General features: G+C 73.6%; 11 protein-coding genes. 1 reads left to right on the top strand and 10 read right to left on the bottom strand.

The genetic code is table 11. The annotated features are described in order from the left end of the window. The first annotated feature begins 75 nt into the window (after positions 1-75). Entirely contained in the window at positions 76-969 is an 894-nt protein-coding gene (locus NPS70_RS23440) for a hypothetical protein (RefSeq protein ID WP_256526362.1), read from the top strand. 79 nt (positions 970-1,048) lie between these two features. Here the strand turns inward: NPS70_RS23440 and NPS70_RS23435 are convergent, their stop codons facing one another. From NPS70_RS23435 to trpB, 10 genes are all read right to left on the bottom strand, one after another. Next, on the bottom strand, positions 1,049-2,692 hold the full coding sequence (locus tag NPS70_RS23435) for a DEAD/DEAH box helicase (protein ID WP_256526361.1): 1,644 nt from the start codon (positions 2,690-2,692) through the stop codon (positions 1,049-1,051). 89 nt (positions 2,693-2,781) lie between these two features. Beyond that, the gene (locus tag NPS70_RS23430; RefSeq protein ID WP_256526360.1) at positions 2,782-2,985 is read right to left on the bottom strand and encodes a cold-shock protein; all 204 of its coding nucleotides are present in this window, start codon (positions 2,983-2,985) and stop codon (positions 2,782-2,784) included. A 239-nt stretch (positions 2,986-3,224) separates the two neighbouring features. Then, positions 3,225-3,947: a VWA domain-containing protein gene (locus NPS70_RS23425; protein WP_256526359.1), complete on the bottom strand. Its 723-nt coding sequence runs from the start codon at positions 3,945-3,947 to the stop codon at positions 3,225-3,227. A 294-nt stretch (positions 3,948-4,241) separates the two neighbouring features. Next, a complete protein-coding gene (locus NPS70_RS23420; protein WP_256526358.1) occupies positions 4,242-5,702 on the bottom strand; it encodes a glutamate synthase subunit beta in 1,461 nt (486 codons plus the stop codon). Beyond that, the gene (gltB, locus tag NPS70_RS23415) at positions 5,695-10,254 is read right to left on the bottom strand and encodes a glutamate synthase large subunit (protein WP_256526357.1); all 4,560 of its coding nucleotides are present in this window, start codon (positions 10,252-10,254) and stop codon (positions 5,695-5,697) included. The genes NPS70_RS23420 and gltB overlap by 8 nt, the downstream gene beginning before the upstream one ends. A gap of 467 nt (positions 10,255-10,721) precedes the next feature. Next, on the bottom strand, positions 10,722-11,450 hold the full coding sequence (locus NPS70_RS23405; protein WP_256526356.1) for a VIT1/CCC1 transporter family protein: 729 nt from the start codon (positions 11,448-11,450) through the stop codon (positions 10,722-10,724). 361 nt (positions 11,451-11,811) lie between these two features. Beyond that, positions 11,812-12,873, bottom strand: coding sequence for a prolipoprotein diacylglyceryl transferase (gene lgt, locus NPS70_RS23400; RefSeq protein WP_256526355.1), 1,062 nt, complete (start codon positions 12,871-12,873; stop codon positions 11,812-11,814). A 96-nt stretch (positions 12,874-12,969) separates the two neighbouring features. After that, positions 12,970-13,806, bottom strand: a complete 837-nt coding sequence (locus NPS70_RS23395) for a thioredoxin domain-containing protein (RefSeq protein ID WP_256526354.1) — start codon at positions 13,804-13,806, stop codon at positions 12,970-12,972. Positions 13,807-13,869: 63 nt separating this feature from the next. Beyond that, positions 13,870-14,685: a tryptophan synthase subunit alpha gene (gene trpA, locus NPS70_RS23390; RefSeq protein ID WP_256526353.1), complete on the bottom strand. Its 816-nt coding sequence runs from the start codon at positions 14,683-14,685 to the stop codon at positions 13,870-13,872. Then, positions 14,682-15,971 (bottom strand): tryptophan synthase subunit beta, encoded by a 1,290-nt coding sequence (trpB, locus tag NPS70_RS23385; protein ID WP_256526352.1) that lies wholly within the window; start codon positions 15,969-15,971, stop codon positions 14,682-14,684. Before trpB ends, trpA begins: the two co-directional genes overlap by 4 nt. Positions 15,972-15,988: the final 17 nt, after the last annotated feature.

Raw genomic sequence — 15,988 nt, 5'->3', positions numbered from 1 at the left:
CGCCCGCCACCCGCGCCGCGAGCGGTCCGGCCGCCGTACAGTGGGGGCGCCGGACGGTCGTCCACGGGGGTGGTCATGGGGAAGAGCGGTGAGGTGGTGCACGGCTTCCCCCACCTCGACACGGTGCACTCCGCGGTCACGGCGCTCTACCGGCGGCTGTCCGCCGACGGCGTGGGCGCCTACGCGGCGAGCGTGCCGCCCGCGGACGTCGCCTTCGCCGACCACGACGACCTGTACCTCGGAACCCAGCGGGTCGCCCGTGCCCTCGTCGCCCATCTGCGGCTCCCCGAGGCGCGGATGATCGTCGCCTTCCGGGCGATGGAGCACGCCGCGAGCGTGGAACTGACGGCGGGTCCCGAGTACTTCATCGAACTGAACGACCGGTTCCGCACCCACCGCCGGGACATCGGCGCCGCGCTCGCCCACGAGATCACCCATGTGCTGCTGCACCGGCTCGGGCTCTCGTTCCCCGGAACGCGCGACAACGAGATCCTCACGGACACGGTGACGGCCTACCTCGGCGCCGGCTGGCTCCTGCTGGACGCCTTCCGCGAGGACGGGATGTCCAGCCAGAAGCTGGGCTACCTGACACCGGAGGAGTTCGGCTACGTCCTCGCCGGCCGCGCGGCGCTCTTCGGCGAGGACCCCTCCCCCTGGTTCACCAGCCCCCAGGCGTACCGGGCCTACACCGCGGGGCGGGCCCGCGCCCTGAGCGACGCGCGCAGGCCGCCGCTCGCCTCGGCCGGCCGGGTGGGGCGCCTGCGATACGCCCGGGACCGCCGCCGCGCGCTGGAGCACCCCGGCTCACGCCAGGAGGGCCAGGGTGCCTACGCCTTCGAGTCCGGTCCGGACGGGGTCTGCGTCACCTTCCCCTGCACCACGTGCCACCAGCGCATCCGGGTGGCGGTCCGCGGCCGGGCCCGGGTGCGGTGCGGGCTGTGCCGCACCGTTCTCGAATGCGACACCTGAGGGGCCGCACACGGTGCCGTCCCGTCGCCCCGAACCGGACCGGGGGACGGCGGGCCCGCGTACGGCTCCCCGCGTGCCGTCAGGCGCTCTGGCCCCGCCCCGCGCGGCGCGTGCGCGGACGCCGGCCGCCCGAGCCGTCCGCCGGCTGGGCGCCGCCCCGCGTACGGGGCTCCGCCCCGGAGGACGCCGCGGTGTCGCGGCCGCTCCCCCGGCGCGCCTGCCGCCCGGGGGTGCGGCCGGAGGCACTCGCGGACGCGGACCGGGCGGTGCCGCCGCGCCGGGCCGGGCGGCGGGAGCCCGAGGTCCCCGAGGGCGCGGCAGACCGGGCGGGCGCCTGCTGAGGGACCGCGATCGTCACCGGGATGCCCGAGGGCTCCCGCGCACCGGTCAGCCGGACCAGCTCCTCGTCGCCGGAGCGGACCCGGGTCACCCGGGGCGCTATCCCGGTCTCCGCCATCAGCCGGTCGGTGTCCCGGCGCTGGGCGGGCAGCACCAGGGTGACCACCGTGCCCGAGCGGCCCGCACGGGCGGTGCGCCCGCCGCGGTGCAGGTAGTCCTTGTGGTCGACGGGCGGGTCCACGTTGACCACGAGGTCCAGGTCCTCCACGTGGATGCCCCGGGCGGCCACGTTGGTCGCCACCAGGGCGGTGACCACGCCGGTGCGGAACTGCTCCAGGGTCCTGGTGCGCTGGGGCTGCGAGCGCCCGCCGTGCAGGGCGGCCGCGGGCACGCCGCTGGCCAGCAGCCGCTTGGCGAACCGGTCGGCGGCGCGCTTGGTGTCGACGAAGAGGATGGTCCGGCCGTCCCGGGCCGCGATACGGAGGGCGACGGCGCGCTTGTCGGTCTCGTCGGCGACGTGCAGCAGATGGTGGTCCATCGAGGTCACGGCGCCCGCGGTCGGGTCGACGGAGTGGACGACGGGATCCGTCAGGAAGCGGCGCACCAGCCGGTCGATGTTGCCGTCGAGGGTGGCGGAGAACAGCATGCGCTGCCCGTCCGGCGCGGTCTGCTCGACGAGCTTGGTGACCTGCGGCATGAACCCCATGTCGGCCATCTGGTCGGCCTCGTCGAGGACGGTGACCTCGACCCGGTCGAGACGGCAGTCACCGCGCTCGACGAGGTCGATCAGCCGCCCCGGCGTGGCCACCAGCACCTCGGCGCCCCGGCGCAGCGCGCCCGCCTGGCGGGTGAGCGAGACCCCTCCCACCACGGTCGTGCGCCGCAGGCCCAGGGCGGAGGCGTAGGGCTCCAGCGCGTCGCCGACCTGCTGGGCGAGCTCACGGGTGGGGACGAGGACCAGGGCCAGCGGCGCCTTCGGCTCGGCGCGCCGGCCGGCGGTACGGGCGAGCAGGGCCAGGCCGAAGGCCAGGGTCTTGCCGGAGCCGGTGCGGCCGCGGCCGAGCACGTCGCGTCCCGCGAGCGAGTTGGGCAGCGTGGCGGCCTGGATCGGGAACGGCTCGGTCACGCCCTGGGCCGCGAGGGTCTTCGCGACGGCGGCGGGCAGGTCGAGCTCCTCGAACGCCGTGACGGCGGGCAGCGCCGGGGTCAGCGTCTCGGGGAGCGCGAACTCCTTCGGGGGGCCGGACGGCCGCGCGGCCGCGCCCCTGCCCGCGCGGCGGCCGGCGGGGGCCGGGGTGCGCGCCGTGCTACGGGCTCCGCCGCGGGATTCGGAGCGGGGAGCGGCGGCCGTGCGCTTGCGTGCCGGGCGTTCGGAGCGGTTCATACGGGGTGGGCCCTCCTGGGCTGGACGGAGACGGGCCGGGGCCCGCACCGTGCGGTGCGGGCCCCGGTCGCTTGACGCGCGTCCGGCGGTCAGGCCGGGAGGATGTTCTCCGCCTGCGGGCCCTTCTGGCCCTGCGTGACGTCGAAGGTGACCTTCTGGCCTTCCTGCAGCTCGCGGAAGCCGGAGGTGGCGATGTTGGAGTAGTGGGCGAAGACGTCGGGGCCGCCGCCGTCCTGCTCGATGAAGCCGAAGCCCTTCTCCGAGTTGAACCACTTCACGATGCCGGTAGCCATACTGTTCTCCTTGAACGGGGCAAGCCGGGACTCCGCACCTCGCGAAATCCCCGTCGCTGCATTGACCCCCTCCGGAGAGAGTCCGGAAACACGACGTGCGCCTGAGGAACATTCCGTCAGGCGCACACAGAGCATGGGTACCAAAACCGCAACGCCACCACCCTAGCACGGAGCCGCCGCGGTCCTGCGCGGGCGGTCCGCACACGCCCCTGCCCACGCCACGGCCCCGGGCCCCGCGCTCAGCCCCGCACGATGCCCCGGGCCCGGGCCGCCGCGAGCCACTGGGGGAACTCCCCCAGCAGCCGGTCGTAGAGCTCGGCGTCGGGGACGCGGCGGGGATCGGGCCCGGCGTGGAAGAAGCCCGCGTTGTCGACCACCCGGTGGCGCGGCACGGCGAGCCCGTCCAGGCGGCGGAGGAAGTCGAACTGGTTGCTGCGCTTGTCGCCGAATCCGACGAACTGCCAGAACAGCGGCAGGCGGGCGGCCTTGCACAGGTAGCGTTCCGCGGCGTGCCGGCTGATCGGGCCGCCGTCCGTCTGGAAGACGACCAGGGCGGGGGCGCCGGCACCGCTGTCCAGGTAGTGGTCGAGGACCTCGTCCATGGCCAGGTGGTAGCTGGTGCGGCCCATGTGGCCGAGGCGGGAGACGATCTCGTCGATGCGCCCGCGGTGGTTGTCCAGGGCGATGTCCTCCACCGCGTCGACGTCCGTGGAGAAGAACACCACGGGGACCACCCCGTCGTCGTCGAGGTTGGCCGAGAGGCCGAGCACCCGGTCGGCGAGCGCCTGGACGCTGCCGTCGCGGTAGTAGTCGCGCATCGAGCCGGAGTAGTCGACGACCAGGTACACGGCGGCGCGCTGCCCCTCCAGGCCGTGCTTGCGCAGACTGACCCCGGCGGACTTGTAGAGGCTGACGAGCCCGGGGGCCCGCTCCTGCACCGCACCCAGTCCCACGCCGGCCATGGCCGTTCCCCCCCTGCCCGCTCCGGCGGGCCCACTCGTGTGCGACGGACGGCGGCCGTGCCCGCGGGCCCGGGCCGCGGCGGACCGGAGCGCGGATCGGGGCCCGTGGCGATCGTACGCCCCGGCCGGCCGCGGTGCGCCCGTGCGCGACGGGACCCGGACATGCCGCAGCGCCCGCCGGGTCCGGTCGGGGACGGGCGGGCGCCGCGCTAGTTCCGCACGCCGTTGTACGGGACGTCTTCGATGGCCCCTCGGGGCCGGTCACCGCCCCGTCGGGGGCGGCGGTTCCGGTCGTCAGACCGTCAGCGCGCGGTCCGTGGGCCGGATCGGCGCCGGCAGCTGGCTCGCACCGGTCAGGTAGCTGTCGACACCGCGGGCGGCCGAGCGGCCCTCCGCGATCGCCCAGACGATCAGAGACTGGCCGCGGCCCGCGTCACCGGCGACGAACACGCCGTCGACGTTGGTGGCGAAGTCCGCGTCGCGGGCGACGTTGCCCCGGGCGTCGAGCTCCAGCCCGAACTGCTCGACCAGGCCGTTGGACTGGTCGATGCCGGTGAAGCCCATGGCGAGCGTCACCAGCTGGGCCGGGATGCGACGCTCGGTGCCGGGCTTCTGCTCCAGCTTGCCGTCCCTGAACTCTACCTCGACCAGGTTCAGCGCCTGGACATTGCCCTCCTCGTCGCCCTCGAAGGAGGTCGTCGAGACGGAGTAGACCCGCTCGCCGCCCTCCTCGTGCGCCGAGGTGACCTTGTAGAGCATGGGGAAGGTGGGCCACGGCTGACCCGCGTTCCGCTCCTCGCCCGGGCGCGGCATGATCTCCAGCTGCGTGACCGAGGCCGCGCCCTGGCGGTGGGCGGTGCCGACGCAGTCCGCGCCGGTGTCGCCGCCGCCGATCACGACCACGTGCTTGCCCTCGGCCGTGATGGGCGGCGCGACGAAGTCGCCCTCCTGCACCTTGTTGGCGAGCGGCAGGTACTCCATCGCGAAGTGGACGCCGTTCAGCTCGCGGCCGGGGACCGGCAGGTCGCGGGAGACGGTGGCACCGGCGGCGATGACGACCGCGTCGTAGCGGCGGCGCAGCGCGTCGGCCGGCATGTCGGTGCCGATCTCCACCTCGGTGCGGAACTTGGTGCCCTCCGCGCGCATCTGCTCGATGCGGCGGTTGATGTGCACCTTCTCCATCTTGAACTCGGGGATGCCGTAGCGCAGCAGCCCGCCGATGCGGTCGGCGCGCTCGTAGACGACCACGGTGTGGCCGGCCCGGGTGAGCTGCTGGGCGGCGGCCAGGCCCGCGGGGCCGGAGCCGACGACGGCGACCGTCTTGCCGGAGAGGCGCTCGGGGGGCTGCGGGGTGACGCCGCCGGAGTCCCACGCCCGGTCGATGATCGAGACCTCGACGTTCTTGATGGTGACGGCCGGCTGGTTGATGCCGAGCACGCACGCGGCCTCGCAGGGCGCCGGGCACAGGCGGCCGGTGAACTCCGGGAAGTTGTTGGTCGCGTGCAGCCGCTCGGACGCGGCGGACCAGTCCTCCCGGTAGGCGTAGTCGTTCCACTCGGGGATCAGGTTCCCGAGGGGGCAGCCGTTGTGGCAGAACGGGATGCCGCAGTCCATGCAGCGCCCGGCCTGCTTGCTGATGATCGGCAGGAGGGAGCCGGGGACGTAGACCTCGTTCCAGTCCCTGACGCGCTCCGCCACGGGGCGGGTCTCGGCGACCTCGCGCCCGGTGGTCAGGAAGCCCTTGGGGTCAGCCATGGGTCGCCGCCTCCATCATCTTCTCGGTGGTCTCCTGCTCGGAGAGACCGGCGAGCTCAGCGGCGTCCTTGGCGGCGAGCACGGCCTTGTACGTGGTCGGGATGATCTTGCTGAACCGGGCCGCGGCTGCGGGCCAGTCGGCAAGGAGCCTCTCGGCGACGGTGGAGCCCGTCTCCTCGTGGTGGCGGCGCACGACGTCGTGCAGCCACTGCAGGTCGGCCTCGGACGGGGCCTCGATCGCCGCCAGGTTGCCGGCGTTGACGTTGTCCCGGTCCAGGTCGATGACGTAGGCGACGCCGCCGGACATGCCGGCCGCGAAGTTGCGGCCGGTCTCGCCGAGGACGACCGCGTGGCCGCCGGTCATGTACTCGCAGCCGTGGTCGCCCACGCCCTCGGAGACGACCAGCGCGCCCGAGTTGCGGACGCAGAAGCGCTCGCCGGTGCGGCCGCGGAGGAACATCTCGCCGCCGGTGGCGCCGTAGCCGATGGTGTTGCCGGCGATGGTCGAGTACTCCGCGAGGTGGTCGGCGCCCCGGTCGGGGCGGACGACGACCCGGCCGCCGGAGAGGCCCTTGCCCACGTAGTCGTTGGCGTCGCCCTCCAGGCGGAGGGTGACACCGCGCGGCACGAAGGCGCCGAAGGACTGGCCGGCGCTGCCGGTGAAGGTGATGTCGATGGTGTCGTCGGGCAGCCCCGCACCGCCGAACCGCTTGGTCACCTCGTGGCCGAGCATGGTGCCGACCGTGCGGTTGATGTTGCGGATGGCGACCTGGGCGCGCACCGGCGACGCCTGCTCGGCACTCGCGGCGCCCAGCGCGTCGGCGGCGAGCCTGACCAGCTCGTTGTCGAGCGCCTTCGCCAGCCCGTGGTCCTGCTCGACCAGCTGGTGGCGCACCGCGCCCTCGGGCAGCTCGGGGACGTGGAAGAGCGGGGCCAGGTCCAGGCCCTGCGCCTTCCAGTGGTCGACCGCCCGCGTGGTGTCGAGCAGTTCGGCGTGGCCGACGGCCTCCTGGAGCGTGCGGAAGCCGAGCTCGGCGAGGAGCTCGCGGACCTCCTCCGCGATGAACTCGAAGAAGTTCACCACGAACTCGGCCTTGCCGGAGAAGCGCTCGCGCAGCACCGGGTTCTGGGTGGCGATGCCGACCGGGCAGGTGTCCAGGTGGCAGACGCGCATCATGACGCAGCCGGAGACGACCAGCGGAGCGGTGGCGAAGCCGAACTCCTCGGCGCCCAGCAGGGCGGCGATGACCACGTCGCGGCCGGTCTTGAGCTGGCCGTCGGTCTGCACCACGATCCGGTCGCGCAGGCCGTTGAGGAGCAGCGTCTGCTGGGTCTCGGCGAGGCCGAGCTCCCAGGGGCCGCCCGCGTGCTTCAGCGAGGTCAGCGGGGAGGCGCCGGTGCCGCCGTCGTGGCCCGAGATCAGGACGACGTCCGCGTGGGCCTTGGAGACGCCCGCGGCGACCGTGCCGACACCGACCTCGGAGACCAGCTTCACGTGGATGCGGGCCGCCGGGTTGGCGTTCTTCAGGTCGTGGATGAGCTGGGCGAGGTCCTCGATGGAGTAGATGTCGTGGTGCGGCGGCGGGGAGATGAGCCCGACGCCCGGCGTGGAGTGCCGGGTCTTCGCCACCCACGGGTAGACCTTGTGGCCGGGCAGCTGGCCGCCCTCGCCGGGCTTGGCGCCCTGGGCCATCTTGATCTGGATGTCGTCCGCGTTGACCAGGTACTCGCTGGTCACACCGAAGCGGCCGGAGGCGACCTGCTTGATGGAGGAGCGGCGCTCGGGGTCGTACAGGCGCTCCGGGTCCTCGCCGCCCTCGCCGGTGTTGGACTTGCCGCCCAGCCGGTTCATGGCGATGGCCAGGGTCTCGTGCGCCTCCCGGGAGATGGAGCCGTAGGACATGGCGCCGGTGGAGAAGCGCTTGACGATCTCGGAGACCGGCTCCACCTCCTCCAGCGGGATGGAGGGGCGCTCGGAGGAGAAGCCGAACAGGCCGCGCAGCGTCATCAGGCGCTCGGACTGCTCGTTGACCCGGTCCGTGTACTGCCGGAAGACGTCGTACCGCTTGGTGCGGGTGGCGTGCTGGAGGCGGAAGACGGTCTCCGGGTCGAACAGGTGGGGCTCGCCCTCGCGGCGCCACTGGTACTCGCCGCCGATCTCCAGCGCGCGGTGCGCGGAGGGGATGCCGGACGCGGGGTACGCCTTGGCGTGGCGGGCGGCCACCTCCTTGGCCACGACGTCCAGCCCGGCGCCGCCGATCTTGGTGGCGGTGCCGTGGAAGTACTGGGCCACGAAGCCCTCGTCCAGGCCGACGGCCTCGAAGACCTGCGCGCCCCGGTAGGAGGCCACGGTGGAGATGCCCATCTTGGACATGACCTTCAGCACGCCCTTGCCCAGGGCGTGGATCAGGTTCCGGATGGCCTTCTCGGGCTCGGTGCCCTCGATGAAGGTGCCGGCGCGGACCAGGTCCTCGACGGACTCCATGGCCAGGTAGGGGTTGACGGCGGCCGCGCCGTAGCCGATCAGGAGCGCGACGTGGTGCACCTCGCGGACGTCGCCCGCCTCGACCAGCAGGCCCACCTGGGTGCGCTGCTTGGTGCGGATGAGGTGGTGGTGCACGGCGGAGGTGAGCAGCAGCGAGGGGATCGGCGCGTGCTCGGCGTCGGAGTGCCGGTCCGACAGGACGATGAGGCGGGCGCCGTTGGCGATGGCCGCGTCGGCCTCGGCGCAGATCTCCTCCAGGCGCGCGGCGAGGGCGTCGCCGCCGCCGGAGACCCGGTAGAGGCCGGCGAGGGTGGCGGCCTTCATGCCGGGCATGTCGCCGTCGGCGTTGATGTGGATGAGCTTGGCCAGCTCGTCGTTGTCGATCACCGGGAAGGGCAGCGTGACGCTGCGGCAGGACGCGGCGGTCGGCTCCAGCAGGTTGCCCTGGGGTCCGAGCGAGGAGTGCAGCGAGGTGACGAGCTCCTCGCGGATGGCGTCCAGCGGCGGGTTGGTGACCTGCGCGAACAGCTGGGTGAAGTAGTCGAACAGCAGCCGGGGACGCTCGGAGAGGGCCGCGATCGGCGAGTCCGTGCCCATGGAGCCGATCGGCTCGGCGGCGCTGCGGGCCATCGGGGCCAGCAGGACGCGCAGCTCCTCCTCGGTGTAGCCGAAGGTCTGCTGGCGGCGGGTGACCGAGGCGTGGGTGTGGACGATGTGCTCGCGCTCGGGCAGGTCCTCCAGCTCGATCTCGCCGGTCTCCAGCCACTCCGCGTAGGGGGCCTCGGCGGCGAGGGCGGACTTGATCTCGTCGTCCTCGATGATCCGGTGCTCGGCGGTGTCCACCAGGAACATGCGGCCGGGCTGGAGGCGACCCTTGCGGACCACCCGGGCGGGGTCGATGTCGAGGACGCCGACCTCGGAGGACAGCACCACCAGGCCGTCGTCGGTGACCCAGTAGCGGCCGGGGCGCAGCCCGTTGCGGTCCAGCACGGCGCCGACCTGCGTGCCGTCGGTGAAGGTGACGCAGGCGGGGCCGTCCCAGGGCTCCATCATCGTGGAGTGGTACTGGTAGAACGCGCGGCGGGCGGGGTCCATGGAGTCGTGGTTCTCCCACGCCTCGGGCACCATCATCAGCACGGCGTGGGGCAGCGAGCGGCCGCCGAGGTGGAGCAGCTCCAGCACCTCGTCGAAGGAGGCGGAGTCGGAGGCGTCCGGCGTGCAGACCGGGAAGATGCGGTCCAGCTCGCCCTCGCCGAAGAGGCCCGAGGCGAGCTGGGACTCGCGGGCGCGCATCCAGTTGCGGTTGCCCTTGACCGTGTTGATCTCGCCGTTGTGGGCGACGAAGCGGTACGGGTGGGCGAGCGGCCAGCTCGGGAAGGTGTTGGTGGAGAACCGCGAGTGCACGAGGGCGACCGCCGTGGCGCAGCGCCGGTCGGACAGGTCGGGGAAGAAGGGCTCCAGCTGGCCGGTGGTCAGCATGCCCTTGTAGACGATCGTGCGCGAGGAGAGCGAGGGGAAGTACACCCCGGCCTCGCGCTCGGCGCGCTTGCGGAGCACGAAGGCCTTGCGGTCCAGGGCGATGCCGGAGTTCTCGCCGTCGGCGACGAAGAGCTGGCGGAACGACGGCATGGTGGCGCGGGCGCCGTTGCCGAGCAGGTCGGGCGCGACGGGGACCTCGCGCCAGCCGAGGACGTCCAGGCCCTCCTCGGCGGCCAGGGCCTCGATGCGGGCGGTCGCGGTGCCGTCCTCCTCGGCGGGCAGGAAGGCGATGCCGACCGCGTAGGAGCCGGCTTCGGGGAGGTCGATGCCGGCCACCTCGCGCAGGAAGGCGTCGGGCACCTGCAGGAGGATGCCCGCGCCGTCGCCCGAGTCGGGCTCGGAGCCGGTGGCGCCGCGGTGTTCGAGGTTCCGCAGTACGGTCAGCGCCTGCTCGACCAGCTCATGGCTGGCAACACCGGTGAGGGTGGCCACGAACCCGACACCGCAGGCGTCGTGTTCGTTACGGGGGTCGTACATCCCCTGGGGGGCGGGGCGACCGTCCATGGGCGACCAGGCGTCGGAACGCATCGGCTCTCCCGTCGTCGTCGTGGCATGTGCTGTGCCGAGGGACGACGTTGGCCCTGGCGAAATTTCGTGCAGGTTACATGATGGCGTGCTTCTCGGAAAGTGGATAGAGCATTCCAGCATGCGGACACCGCAGAGGGTGCGGTGACGGGAGGGACCCCGGAGGGAAGGGCCGGGGGAACAGGAGGAATCGGATGGACCCACGGCCCCCGGGGGGGCGGACGCGGCCGGGCTTCGTTGCCCGCAGCGCTTTCGGCTCATGCCCGGGGATTGCGGAATCGAAACCACCGGGTAACGGCTACTTATGTGGTGCCTTGCATAGTGTCCCACTCCCGGGCCGCCCAGGGGAGGGACGTACGTCACAGGGTCGGGCACCGGGCGCGGAAACGCCAGCGTGCCGTCCCGGAATCCGGGACGGCACGGCGGAAAAGCGCTCCTGCGGGGGCGGCGGGGCGGGCGACCCCGCCGGCTCAGACGGCGGCGCCGATCAGCACTCCGAGCCCGTAGGTCACGGCCGCGGCCGTGCCGCCGAGGAGCAGCTGCCGGAGCCCGCTGAACCACCAGCCGCGCGCTGTGACCTTCGCCACCAGGGCGCCGCAGGCGAAGAGACCGACCAGCCCCAGCAGCACGGCCGGCCACAGGGACCCGGCCCCGAGCAGGTACGGGAGCACGGGCAGCAGCGCGCCCAGCGAGAAGGACCCGAACGAGGAGACCGCGGCGACCAGCGGCGAGGGCAGGTCGTCGGGGTCGATGCCCAGCTCCTCGCGGGCATGGATCTCCAGCGCCTGCTCCGGGTCCTTCGAGAGCTGCATCGCCACCTCGCGGGCCAGCTCGGGCTGGACCCCGCGGGCCACGTAGAGCGCGGCCAGCTCCTCCATCTCGTCGACCGGGTGCTTGTGCAGCTCGCGCCGCTCGACCTCCAGCTCGGCCTGGACGAGCTCGCGCTGCGAGGCGACCGAGGTGTACTCGCCGGCCGCCATCGAGCAGGCGCCCGCGGCCAGGCCGGCCAGGCCGGTGACGACGATCACCTGCTGGGAGGCGGCGCCGCCCGCCACGCCGGTCATCAGGGCCAGGTTCGAGACCAGCCCGTCCATCGCCCCGAAGACCGCCGGGCGCAGCCAGCCGCCGTTCACGTCGCGGTGCGTGTGGTTGTCCCGGTGCGCCTCGTGCAGCGCGGCCCCGGTCTCGATGACGGACACGGCTCTCCCCTCTCCGGCGGTCCGCTGCGTGCGGAACCGCCCTGCGATGCTTCGAAAATACGCACGATGTAAGGGGCGCGCTAGCAAGGCAGGCCGTACTTACCCGGAGCAGGGGCACCACCGGGGGCCGCCCGGGCCGCGCCGTCGGGCGGTGCCCGGGCGCCCGTCGGGGTGAGGCGGGCGCCCGTCGGGGTGAGGCGGGCGCCCGTCGGGGTGCCCGGGGCGGACGCACCCGCGGCCGGGCGGCCCCGGTCGCGCGTGCCCTCCCGCGGCGCCCGGACGGCGCGGCGGCCGGAAACGCGGGACCGCCCCGGGCGGGTGCCCGGGGCGGCCTCGGATACGGATGTGCGGCGCCTCGCCGCTACTCGCCGCCGGCGTCCGACGCCGCGGCGTCGGCGGTCGTCCCGGGCTCCTCGGACGTCCGGCCGGCCGCGCCGCCGGACGGCTTGCCGTCGGCGGCCCCGTCCGAGGGCTTCGCCTCGCCGGAACCCGCCGCGCCGTCGCCGTCCGCAGCGGTCGGCTTGTCCGTGTCCGCGGCCCCCTCCGCGTCCGGCTTCCCGCCCGTGCTCCCCCCGGACCCGGCCTTCGCCGAGGGCGGCAGGTCCGGCTCCACCACGGACTCGCGCCCGGGCCGCAGACGCGCGGAGACGATCATGTAGACGACCGCCGCGGTGAAGACCAGGATCGAGGTCCACAGGTTGAGCCGGAGGCCGAGGATGTGGTGCGCCTCGTCGACGCGCATGTACTCGATCCAGCCGCGGCCGGCCGTGTACGCGGCGACGTACAGGGCGAACGCCCGGCCGTGGCCGAGGCGGAAGCGCCGGTCCGCCCAGAACACCAGCGCCGCCACCCCGAGGCACCAGAGCGACTCGTAGAGGAAGGTCGGGTGGTAGGTGGCCAGCTCGGGGGTGGCGTCCGGGCGGTACGCCGGGTCGATCCGCAGCCCCCAGGGCAGGTCCGTCGGACGGCCGTAGAGTTCCTGGTTGAACCAGTTCCCCCAGCGGCCGATGGCCTGCGCGATCGCCAGTCCCGGTGCCACGGCGTCGGCGTACGGCGGCAGGGCGATGCCCCGGCGGCGGCAGCCGATCCAGGCACCCAGCGCGCCCACGGCGACCGCGCCCCAGATGCCGAGGCCGCCCTCCCAGATCTTGAACGCGTCGACCCAGTTGCGGCCCTCGCCGAAGTACAGCTGGTAGTCGGTGACCACGTGGTACAGGCGCCCGCCGGCGAGTCCGAACGGGACCGCCCAGACGGCGATGTCCCAGGCCGTGCCCTTCTTCCCGCCCCGCGCGACCCAGCGGCGGTCGACGATCCAGAGGGCGGTGAACAGACCGGCGAGGATGCAGAAGGCGTAGCCGCGCAGCGGGACCGGTCCGAGTTCGAGGACTCCGGTCGAGGGGCTGGGAATGTAGGCGATGTCCATGGCAGCAACGACGCTACCCTGCCGGGCGGGACACGGGGCAGCCCACCCGGCAACTTCTGGGTAACGAGGCGCCCGCGGGCCGCCGGGACCGGGGGCTCAGGGGGCCTCGGAGCTCCCGGCGCCCGGGGCCGGGGTCGCCGTACCGGGCTCCTTGCCCTCGTTGGCCTCCTCGACCCACTTCTTGAAGTTGGCCACCGAGATCTGCTCCTCGCCCTTGGTCGGGAAGATCGACTCCCCGTTGAGCAGGACGGTCGGCGTGCCGCGGAAGCCGCCCTCGGTGAAGGCCAGCCCCGACTTCTCCACCCAGGTGTCGTGGACGCCCTCGTTCACACAGCTGCGGAACGCGGGGGTGTCCAGCCCCTCCACCTGGCCCGCCAGCTCGATCAGGCGGGCGTTGTCCGCGAAGTCGTCGTCCTGCTCCGGCGGCTGGCTGGCGAAGAGCACGTCGTGGTAGGCGGCGAACTCGCCCGCGTCCTGGGCGCAGGCGGCTGCGTTTCCGGCCCGCAGCGAGCCGGAGCCGCCCATGTTGCCGTCGATGATGGTGGCCAGGTGGTACTCGACCCTGAGCTCCCCGGCGTCGACCATGTCGTGGATGGTGCCGCGGAGCGCGTTCTCGAACTGGGCGCAGGCGGGGCAGCGGAAGTCCTCCCAGACGGTGAGGGTGGACGGGGCGTCGTCCGCGCCGACGGGGATGGCGAGCTGCTCCTCGCCCTGCGCGCCGCTCGGGGCGCTCAGCGGCCCCGCCTGCGACCCTCCCGAGTCCTTGCCGCTGTTCGCCGCGAGGAGGCCCACCACGGCCGCCAGGCCGAGGACGCCCACGACCGCCGCGGCCACGATCACCGTGCGGCGGCGGCGCTCACGGGCCTTCTCCCGCTCACGTTCCTTCTGGAGCCGCTCGCGGGCGCTCCCCTTGCGTTCTTGGTTGTCGCTCACGCACCGCCAACGAACCGGGGAGGCACGGGCGTGCCTCCCCGGTCCCACATCCACCCGTTCGAGCTACCCGGACCGGCGGACACCCCGGGCCAGGTCGCCCGCCAGTTCGCGTACCGCGGCCACGGCCGCGGCGTCCCCGTCCGCGTCCAGCATCCGCTTGACGAAGGCCGAGCCGACGATCACCCCGTCCGCGAAGGACGCCACCTCGGCGGCCTGCTCGGGGTTGGAGACGCCGAGCCCCACGCAGACCGGCAGTTCGCAGGTGGCCCGGGTGCGGCGCACCAGGTCGGCCGCCTGCTCCCCCACGGAGGCGCGGGTCCCGGTGACGCCCATCAGGGAGGCCGCGTACACGAAGCCGCTGCCGGCGGCGGTGATCTTCGCAAGCCGCTCGTCCTTGCTGCTGGGGGCGACGACGAACACGGTGGCCAGCCCGTGCTTCTCCGCGTGCTCCCGCCACAGCGCCGACTCCTGGACCGGCAGGTCGGGCAGGATGCACCCGGCACCGCCGGCCTCCGCGAGTTCCGCGGCGAAGCGCTCGGCACCGTAGCGGTCCACCGGGTTCCAGTAGGTCATCACCAGGACCGGCTTGCCGGTCGCCGCGTGGGCCTCGCGCACCGTGCGAAGGACGTCGGCGATGCGCACCCCGCCGCGCAGGGCGATGTCGTCGGCGGTCTGGATGACGGGGCCGTCCAGGACCGGGTCGCTGTGCGGGAGCCCCACCTCGACGATGTCGGCTCCCCCGTCGAAGGCGGCCTTGACCGCCTCGATGCCGACCTCGACGGTCGGGAAGCCCGCGGGCAGGTAGGCGATGAGCGCCGCCCGGCCCTCCGCGCGGGCGGCCGCCAGGGTCCGGTTCAGCAGGTCGACGGTGCCGCTCATTCGGCGTCCCCCTGGATCTCGGCGGCGCCGTCGGCGGAGGCGTCGGCCTCGACCCGGGCGTCGGTGTCGTAGAGCCCGAAGTAGCGGGCCGCGGTGTCCATGTCCTTGTCGCCCCGGCCGGAGAGGTTGACCACGATCAGCCCCTCGGGCCCGAGTTCGCGCCCGACCTCCAGTGCGCCCGCGAGGGCGTGCGCGGACTCGATGGCGGGGATGATGCCCTCGCTGCGCGACAGCAGCCGCAGGGCCTGCATCGCGGCGTCGTCGGTGACGGCGCGGTACTCGCCCCGCCCGCTGTCCTTGAGGTACGCGTGCTCCGGGCCGATGCCCGGGTAGTCGAGGCCCGCCGAGATCGAGTACGGCTCGGTGATCTGGCCCTCGTCGTCCTGGAGCACGTAGCTGCGGGAGCCGTGGAGGATGCCGGGCTCCCCCGCGGTCAGGGTGGCCGCGTGCTCCCCGGTCTCCACCCCGTGGCCGCCCGGCTCGCAGCCGATCAGCCGGACGCCGGTGTCGGGCACGAAGGCGTGGAAGAGGCCGATGGCGTTGGAGCCGCCCCCCACGCAGGCCACGGCCGCGTCGGGCAGCCGCCCGGTCCGCTCCAGCAGCTGGCGGCGGGCCTCCACGCCGATGACGCGGTGGAAGTCGCGCACCATGGCCGGGAAGGGGTGGGGTCCGGCGACCGTCCCGAAGAGGTAGTGGGTGTGGTCCACGTTGGCGACCCAGTCGCGGAACGCCTCGTTGATGGCGTCCTTCAGGGTGCGGCTGCCGGACCCCACGGCCACGACCTCGGCGCCGAGCATCCGCATCCGGGCCACGTTGAGCGCCTGCCGCCGCGTGTCGACCTCGCCCATGTAGATGGTGCAGTCGAGGCCGAACAGGGCGCAGGCGGTGGCGGTCGCCACGCCGTGCTGCCCGGCGCCGGTCTCGGCGATCACGCGGGTCTTGCCCATGCGCCGGGTGAGCAGTGCCTGCCCCAGCACGTTGTTGATCTTGTGTGAGCCGGTGTGGTTCAGGTCCTCCCGCTTGAGGAAGACCCGGGCTCCCCCGGCGTGCTCGGCGAAGCGGGGCACCTCGGTCAGCGCGCTGGGGCGGCCGGTGTAGTCGGCCAGCAGGGCGCCGAGCTCCTCGGCGAACGCGGGGTCGCTCTTGGCCTTCTCGTACTCGGCGGCCACCTCCTCGACGGCGGCGACGAGCGCCTCCGGGATGAACGTGCCGCCGAACGCGCCGAAGTAGCCGTCCGCGGTGGGGACCAGGCCTTCCGGGTCCGGGATGAAGAAGTCGCTGCACATGGCGACGGAGCTCCTTA

This window comes from Streptomyces sp. C10-9-1, from assembly GCF_024497955.1.
GTDB classification, from domain to species: domain Bacteria; phylum Actinomycetota; class Actinomycetes; order Streptomycetales; family Streptomycetaceae; genus Streptomyces; species Streptomyces sanyensis.
The sequence above is the reverse complement of the archived record's forward strand: the minus strand, read 5'-3'. Positions and strand labels throughout refer to the sequence as shown.

What these genes read in the sequence shown, in the direction of transcription:
- trpB (WP_256526352.1), bottom strand. Translation starts at nt 15,971, where the DNA reads ATGTGCAGCGACTTCTTCATCCCGGACCCGGAAGGCCTGGTCCCCACC.
- trpA (WP_256526353.1), bottom strand. Translation starts at nt 14,685, where the DNA reads ATGAGCGGCACCGTCGACCTGCTGAACCGGACCCTGGCGGCCGCCCGC.
- NPS70_RS23440 (WP_256526362.1), top strand. Translation starts at nt 76, where the DNA reads ATGGGGAAGAGCGGTGAGGTGGTGCACGGCTTCCCCCACCTCGACACG.
- NPS70_RS23430 (WP_256526360.1), bottom strand. Translation starts at nt 2,985, where the DNA reads ATGGCTACCGGCATCGTGAAGTGGTTCAACTCGGAGAAGGGCTTCGGC.
- lgt (WP_256526355.1), bottom strand. Translation starts at nt 12,873, where the DNA reads ATGGACATCGCCTACATTCCCAGCCCCTCGACCGGAGTCCTCGAACTC.
- NPS70_RS23435 (WP_256526361.1), bottom strand. Translation starts at nt 2,692, where the DNA reads ATGAACCGCTCCGAACGCCCGGCACGCAAGCGCACGGCCGCCGCTCCC.
- gltB (WP_256526357.1), bottom strand. Translation starts at nt 10,254, where the DNA reads ATGCGTTCCGACGCCTGGTCGCCCATGGACGGTCGCCCCGCCCCCCAG.
- NPS70_RS23425 (WP_256526359.1), bottom strand. Translation starts at nt 3,947, where the DNA reads ATGGCCGGCGTGGGACTGGGTGCGGTGCAGGAGCGGGCCCCCGGGCTC.
- NPS70_RS23420 (WP_256526358.1), bottom strand. Translation starts at nt 5,702, where the DNA reads ATGGCTGACCCCAAGGGCTTCCTGACCACCGGGCGCGAGGTCGCCGAG.